The sequence below is a fragment of the Devosia sp. MC532 genome, from assembly GCF_016461625.1.
Taxonomy (GTDB): domain Bacteria; phylum Pseudomonadota; class Alphaproteobacteria; order Rhizobiales; family Devosiaceae; genus Devosia.
Genome location: NZ_JAEMNZ010000007.1, coordinates 184,980 through 191,155 on the forward strand (window position 1 = coordinate 184,980; position 6,176 = coordinate 191,155).

Annotated in this window: 5 protein-coding genes and 1 rRNA gene; 1 reads left to right on the forward strand and 5 read right to left on the reverse strand. The window is 58.0% G+C overall.

Going from position 1 to position 6,176, the window contains the following annotated elements; genetic code table 11:
* The first annotated feature begins 5 nt into the window (after positions 1-5).
* The gene (locus tag JHC09_RS11045) at positions 6-419 is read left to right on the forward strand and encodes a VOC family protein (protein WP_169196825.1); all 414 of its coding nucleotides are present in this window, start codon (positions 6-8) and stop codon (positions 417-419) included.
* On the opposite strand, the gene JHC09_RS11050 is transcribed toward JHC09_RS11045, so the two are convergent.
* From JHC09_RS11050 to rrf, 5 genes are all read right to left on the reverse strand, one after another.
* Positions 416-1,414, reverse strand: coding sequence for an alpha/beta hydrolase (locus JHC09_RS11050; protein ID WP_248308973.1), 999 nt, complete (start codon positions 1,412-1,414; stop codon positions 416-418). The two genes, JHC09_RS11045 and JHC09_RS11050, sit on opposite strands and share 4 nt — an antisense overlap.
* A gap of 199 nt (positions 1,415-1,613) precedes the next feature.
* Positions 1,614-2,828, reverse strand: a complete 1,215-nt coding sequence (locus JHC09_RS11055) for a lytic murein transglycosylase (protein ID WP_199531969.1) — start codon at positions 2,826-2,828, stop codon at positions 1,614-1,616.
* A gap of 134 nt (positions 2,829-2,962) precedes the next feature.
* Positions 2,963-5,128, reverse strand: coding sequence for a mechanosensitive ion channel domain-containing protein (locus JHC09_RS11060; protein WP_199531970.1), 2,166 nt, complete (start codon positions 5,126-5,128; stop codon positions 2,963-2,965).
* A gap of 105 nt (positions 5,129-5,233) precedes the next feature.
* Positions 5,234-5,725, reverse strand: a complete 492-nt coding sequence (locus tag JHC09_RS11065; RefSeq protein ID WP_199531971.1) for a hypothetical protein — start codon at positions 5,723-5,725, stop codon at positions 5,234-5,236.
* Between the two features lie 339 nt (positions 5,726-6,064).
* Positions 6,065-6,176: ribosomal RNA gene (gene rrf, locus JHC09_RS11070) — 5S ribosomal RNA — on the reverse strand; the annotation flags it as partial.

Here is a 6,176-nt window from a genome sequence, read left to right on the forward strand (position 1 = left end):
GACTAATGCAATTTCATACTGGTCGGCTCATCGACCACATTCACCTGCGCGCCCGCACTTTTGCGGTGACCAAACGATTTTACGAGCGAGTCCTCGGGACTTTGGGAATTTCCTTCACCGCATCCGGGCAAGGCTGGTTTCAAGCCGATGAGCTGTTTGTCGATGCCGCAGACGCACACACGATTGCCAGCCATATTCATCTCGCCTTTCAGGCACAAAGCCCAGAGGCCGTAGACGCCTTCTATCGCGAAGCCATTGCCGCTGGCGGCACAGACAACGGCAGGCCCGGAGCCCGCCATTATCATCCCGGCTATTACGCCTGTTTCGTACTCGACCCCGACGGCAACAATATCGAAGCCGTTTATCACGGCCCGAACACGCGCTCCGCCGCCTCGGTGACGATCACCCCGCAAGCTTAATTGCTGAGCGGTCCAAACAGACGATCCAGCTGACGCACAACGTCCTGGGTCGCCATCGTGCCTTCTGGCACTTCCTGGGGGGCGTCTGGCGTCACCGCCACATAAGGCACCCCGCTGGGGAACGCCCCGAACTGGGTGAAGAAGCTGATCATGTCGTCCAACACCGGCATGCGCCAACGCCACATAGCGCCCATAGCGATCACCGGCTCCATGTGCCCATACCCATCATAATACTTGGTCGTGACCCATACGCCCTGATTTTGCAGGCGCTCAGCGAGCCGCTGCGTATTCTGCACGCGCACAATCGGGTCCGTCGTGCCCGACCCCAGCCACATCGGTGGGCTGTCATGGGTAACAAGGTTGATGGGCTGCGTGCCTTCAGGATTTGGCGCCTGCCCAAAGGCCTCCACCACGTCGCCATATTCAAATGGATAGAAATCATATGGCCCGGAAAGCCCGGCCACAGCACGGATCGGCATGGTCACGCCCGCTTCATTTCTAAAGCTTGGGTCAAGGGCCAACATCACAGCATTGTAAGCGCCCGCCGAATGGCCGGCGAGAAACAGACGATTGGGGTCGCCGCCATAGCTGGTGATATTGTCCTGCGTCCAACGCATCGCCAGCGCCAAATCTTCCAAAAACTCGGGATACCGCACTTCAGGCACAAGGCGGTAATCGGCAATGACGACCACAAAGCCGCGCGCCGCCAAGGCGCGTCCTGCAAATTGATAATCCGCCCTTTGCCCGCGCACCCACGCTCCGCCATAAACAAAGAACACAACAGGGGCCAATTGCCCCCGCTGTTCGGGCGTATAAACGTCGAGCTTATGCCGCGTACCATCGCGATACGAAATACCGTCACCGGCCTTAACCGCATTGGCGTCCATCACCGGCGGCAAGTTGAACGGGTCCATAATGTTCTGAGCCGATGCCTGCATAGGCATAAGGCTGGCGCATACAGCGAGCGCCATCACAGCGCGCTTGAGAATAGACATAAGCCGAACCGAGAGTTTCGAGGGAATAGCGGTTTTGCAGATAAAGCCGCAATAATTATGACGGACTGCGCCGAAATGGGCGAGGGCAGGCGCTTTGGAATGACCCGGCCTGCCCTCTGCTTAAGCGCGCTGAGACTGCGCTGGCATGGTTAACGAAGGGTAAATTTCAGCCTGCCCCGCTCATCACATTCTTCCAAGCCTACCGGCGCAGGGCCTCGAGCAAGGTGCCAGATACGTGCCCATCGGGCAGCAGGCCCGCGCGGGTCTGGAATGCCATAACGGCCGCGCGGGTCTTTGGCCCCACCACCCCGTCGGGCGAGCCAACATCAAAACCACGGCGGTTGAGCAAGGTTTGCACCTCTGCCCGCTGCGCTTTGGTCAGCGCAAAATCACCCTGCGGCCAGGCCGTAGCGAACGCGCCGCCGCCGATGATCCGATCGGCCAAATGCCCAACGGCGAGCGCATAGCTATCCGAATTATTGTAGCGCTTGATCACTTCAAAATTAGGCAGCAGCAGGAACGCAGGGCCCCGCGCGCCCGCTGGCATATAGAGCCGCGCTTCGTCCCCAGCTCGTGGGAAATCGCGTCCCGAAACGCGCGTAATCCCCATCTGTCGCCAGGTACTGATAGAGGCCTTGTTCATGTCGCGTGCGCGCGCAAAATCAAAGTTCTGCGGCAGGCGCACTTCGTAGCCCCAGGTCTCCCCCGGCCGCCAGCCAAAGCTCTTGAGATAATTGCCAGTCGAGCCCAAAGCGTCAGGGATGGAGTTCCAGATATCCTTGCGCCCATCGCCATTGAAGTCGATGGCATAGCGCATAAAGCTCGATGGCATAAATTGCGTATGGCCCATCGCACCGGCCCAAGATCCGGTCATGCTTTTCGGCGCGATATGCCCTTCGTTCAGAATTTTCAGCGCCGTGATCAACTCACTGCGGAAAAACTCCGTCCGATAATTGTTCTGCGTCAGTGTTGCCAGCGCATGGATCGTGTTGTTGCCACCCATGTAGCCGCCATAATTGGTTTCCATGCCCCAGATGGCCAGAACCACTTCGGGCTGCACCCCATAGGTCTGCTGAACGCGGCCAAGCGTTTGCGCCCATTCTTGGCGCATGGCGGAACCCTTAGCGGCCTGCGCCGCCGTCACCCGCTTATCGACATATTGCTGCACAGTCTGGGTAAACTCAGGCTGCGACTTGGTCAGCTCGGTGACCTTTGGAATGGGCGCATAGCCCGAAAAAGCCGCTTCGAAAATCTGCTGACGGACACCGGCGCGTTGGGCATCGGGCCAGAGCGAGCGCACAAAACTTGCCGTATCGGCCAGCGCCGGTGCTGTAAACGCGGCTGAGAGTGAAACGCTGGCGAGTGCTCCCACCACAAGCGAACCAAACAAAGATTTGCGGAAACAGCTGAACATCGTAAGCCTCGTGATACGCGCTACAGATAAGTCACGGTGCGCCCAGACCCGAGGGCCCGAGCGCGCGTATCAAAATATTAACGCATCCGATTAAGATGGCCTTAAGGCAAACCGCTCAGCTGATCACTTCCATGTCAGTTTCCATGTTGTTCCAACAGTGGCGGCTCACTGGAGCTATTTGCCGACACATATTTGATCCGCTGCACTGGCGTATGGATGCCCCGTTCAGTGAAGAGCCGCATCAGCGTTTCACTATAAAAGCGCCCCGCGCCCCACTGCTTGCCCGCCAATGTCTTGATGCGCGAGCGCAATGAAACCGAGGTTGGCGTCAGAGCGATAAGCCCCTGCAAATCAAGCACATCGAGGATAACCTCGGCAAACTCTGGGCGTGCCATGACGATATCAAACGCATCCCGCATCGCCTGCTTGGCCTGCTCAATATCGCTATCGGTCGAGATTTCGACGTCCGAGACGTAGAACGAGAACCCGCGATTCATATTGGAAACATCCGTCACCGCCGAGAACGGAATGAGGTGAACGGTCCCGCTCATATCGCGAATGGTCACGGACCGGATCGTCAGCTTCTCAACCGTCCCCGACTTGCCCGCCACCTGTACGCTATCGCCCTCATTCATCACGTTTTCAAACTGAATGAAGATGCCGGTAATAATGTCCTGCACCAGCTTCTGCGCGCCAAAACCAATGGCCAGACCGACCACACCCGCACCAGCCAGGAGCGGCGCAATATTGACACCAATCTGCGCCAGAGCCAGCATGGCCCCAAACACCACGATCACCACGGTGAAGGCATTCTTGAACAGGTTGAGCAGCGTCTTCTCGCGCGATGTCGGGGCCCGGCCCACATTCGGGTTGAGGCGATATTCCACCCAACTGGCCATCACCACATAGATGACCACAGCCGCCAGCACGATCAGCAGTGCCGAAACGATCGAGCCCACAACATTGAGCCCTTCGTCGGTTGCCATCCAACCGGTGAAATCAAACAGCGACCACGCTTGGCCAATCGCAATCACCGCAACGGCCACAAGGATCCAGCGCACAACCGCCATGACACCCGGCACGAATGTTCGCAGCCGCGTTTCCAACAGCGGCAAACGCGTTTTCACATCGTCCGGCAAATTGAACCCTGCGCTGACGAACCGCCCAATAAAGGTCGCAACCAGCGTCGCCACAGCGATGATGATCAAAGATTGAACCGTTGCCCCCACCATGAAGGGCAGTGCCCCATCTGGGTTCGAGAACCAGACGATCAACAAGGCAACGAGATAGGCGATGACCAGCACATGCCACTGACGCCCCAAAACCGTGAGGAGCCGCCCAAAGCCGACATTCTCCCGATCGCGCGCGTGGGCTTCAAGCGACAGACGCACGTCATCCTTGTTCTGCAAGACAATGACGATGGCAATCACCACTGAGGTCACCATGACGAGAACCTCAACCGCATCCCCCGCTGCCCCGGATACCAACCCGCGCAGCACTGGGGCGACGAACATAAAGGTGTAGCCCACGAGAGAGATCATTCGCGCGCTCCAAAACTGCCAATATTCTGCAGTATCGTCAGCAATCGGCAGCAGGCGTAACGCCGGATAGCGCGGCATCAGCACAACGCGGAACGCAAGCTTGACCACCTCAACGACCAGATAAGCATTGAGCAACAGGGTCTGATTGATCCCCATCGCGCCAGACCCAGTCGTGCCAAAATTCAACGCCAGCACATAACCCAGACTCCAGGCAATGAAGATGCCCAGCAGGTCCACCAAGGTCGCGACAATCAGCCCTCCACCACGCTTCCACATGGATTGACCCGCAACCCGTGCCGCGATCCGTGCAGTGATGGCATTGACAACGATGCGCAGCACCCAGTAGCTCACCAGCAGCGCAACCAGCACCATGCCGACATTGATAAAGAAGTCGCGCAACTGATGGCTGGACGCCGCAGCGCCGTCGGTAAAGAGCGTTCTCACACTCTCAAACGCACCACCAAGGTTTCTGATCGTGCGTGAAGCCCCCTCCGCAACGCTGCGCGTGTACTCGGCCAATGCGCGCGCAATGCTGAGGTCTGTCGGCCCAGCCGCTTCCGGCTCTGCTGCCGCATCCCCAGCGCTCGATTTCAGTTTCTCAATCAGCGCTGCGCGCGCCGTATCGTCTTCTAGTATTTTAATGAGGTCATCAGCTGCCGAACTTGATGCAGGCGGGGCCGCAACAGGCGCAATTTGCGCGTGCGCGGCCATCGGAACGAGGGCGAAGAAGAGAACGGCGAGGATTTTTATAAACGGCATGAGACCTGAATCTTTGACGTGCAACCAGTAGACCTTGTCTGATTGGACAATGCCGTCAAGCCTCAGCGGTTCACCAGATTTCAAATGGCACGGTTATTCGGACGATCAGCGGCGCAATTGCGCAATGAATGCTTCACACTGCGCCAACACAGCTGGCGCGTCCGGATCAAGCTCAGAGCGTACACTGTCCGCCCCGTACGCCAGCCGCCCGAGCAAGTCGACTCGCAAAGTCTCCTGGTCGCGTCCCAAGCTGAGGTCCTCAGCATCGACCAAGGCCTGTCGCATTTCCTGGACTGCGAGGAGTTGCGCGAAACGCGCATAGAGAACCCGCGCCACACTCGGGTCACCAGCAAAGTTCAGGCCGGAAAAACCAGCGCTCGCTCTCTGCCCCGCCCCAAAACAATCGAAATCGAGGCACCCCTCATACCCCAGCGCTTCCTTCTGCGGATGAATGCGACAGCGGTAATCTTGCTGCAAAAAATGACACGCCTGCCCGGAGGGCTTATCGTGGCCAAAATCAGCCGAGCGCTGAAACGACAGGGCAACGCAGCACAGCGCAAAGCAATTTTCACAATCCCCCTCAAAGCGCTCCGCCATCACCACATCCTTCCTTCAAGCCCACATCATACCCAAGTGCTTATGGAACTTCCACAAAACTGCGGACATCCAGCCCGTACACGCCCCTCTATCCCTCCCCGCAAGGGGAGGGATAGAGGGTGGGAGTTTTAGTTGGTCGGAAGCACCTCTTCTAACCTCTCCCTCTGGGGGAGAGGTCGACGCGCAGCGTCGGGTGAGGGGGCCTTCCGCCGGCCCCATGTGAGACCACCGACAGGTACCTGCCACTGCGGAGCTTAGAAACGCAAAAAGCCCCGCTGTTGAGCGGGGCTTTTTGTATTTGGTTTTGATGATCGTAGAGAGAATTTATGTTTTTGGCAGACCTTGCAGTGACCTACTCTCCCAAGTCTTGAGACTTAGTACCATTGGCGCGGAGGAATTTGACGGTCGAGTTCGGGATGGGATCGGGTCTTGGGCTCCTCGCAAGAACCAC

Coding starts and splice junctions, on each gene's coding strand:
- JHC09_RS11045 (WP_169196825.1), top strand. CDS start 6: ATGCAATTTCATACTGGTCGGCTCATCGACCACATTCACCTGCGCGCC.
- JHC09_RS11050 (WP_248308973.1), bottom strand. CDS start 1,414: ATGTCTATTCTCAAGCGCGCTGTGATGGCGCTCGCTGTATGCGCCAGC.
- JHC09_RS11055 (WP_199531969.1), bottom strand. CDS start 2,828: ATGTTCAGCTGTTTCCGCAAATCTTTGTTTGGTTCGCTTGTGGTGGGA.
- JHC09_RS11060 (WP_199531970.1), bottom strand. CDS start 5,128: ATGCCGTTTATAAAAATCCTCGCCGTTCTCTTCTTCGCCCTCGTTCCG.
- JHC09_RS11065 (WP_199531971.1), bottom strand. CDS start 5,725: ATGGCGGAGCGCTTTGAGGGGGATTGTGAAAATTGCTTTGCGCTGTGC.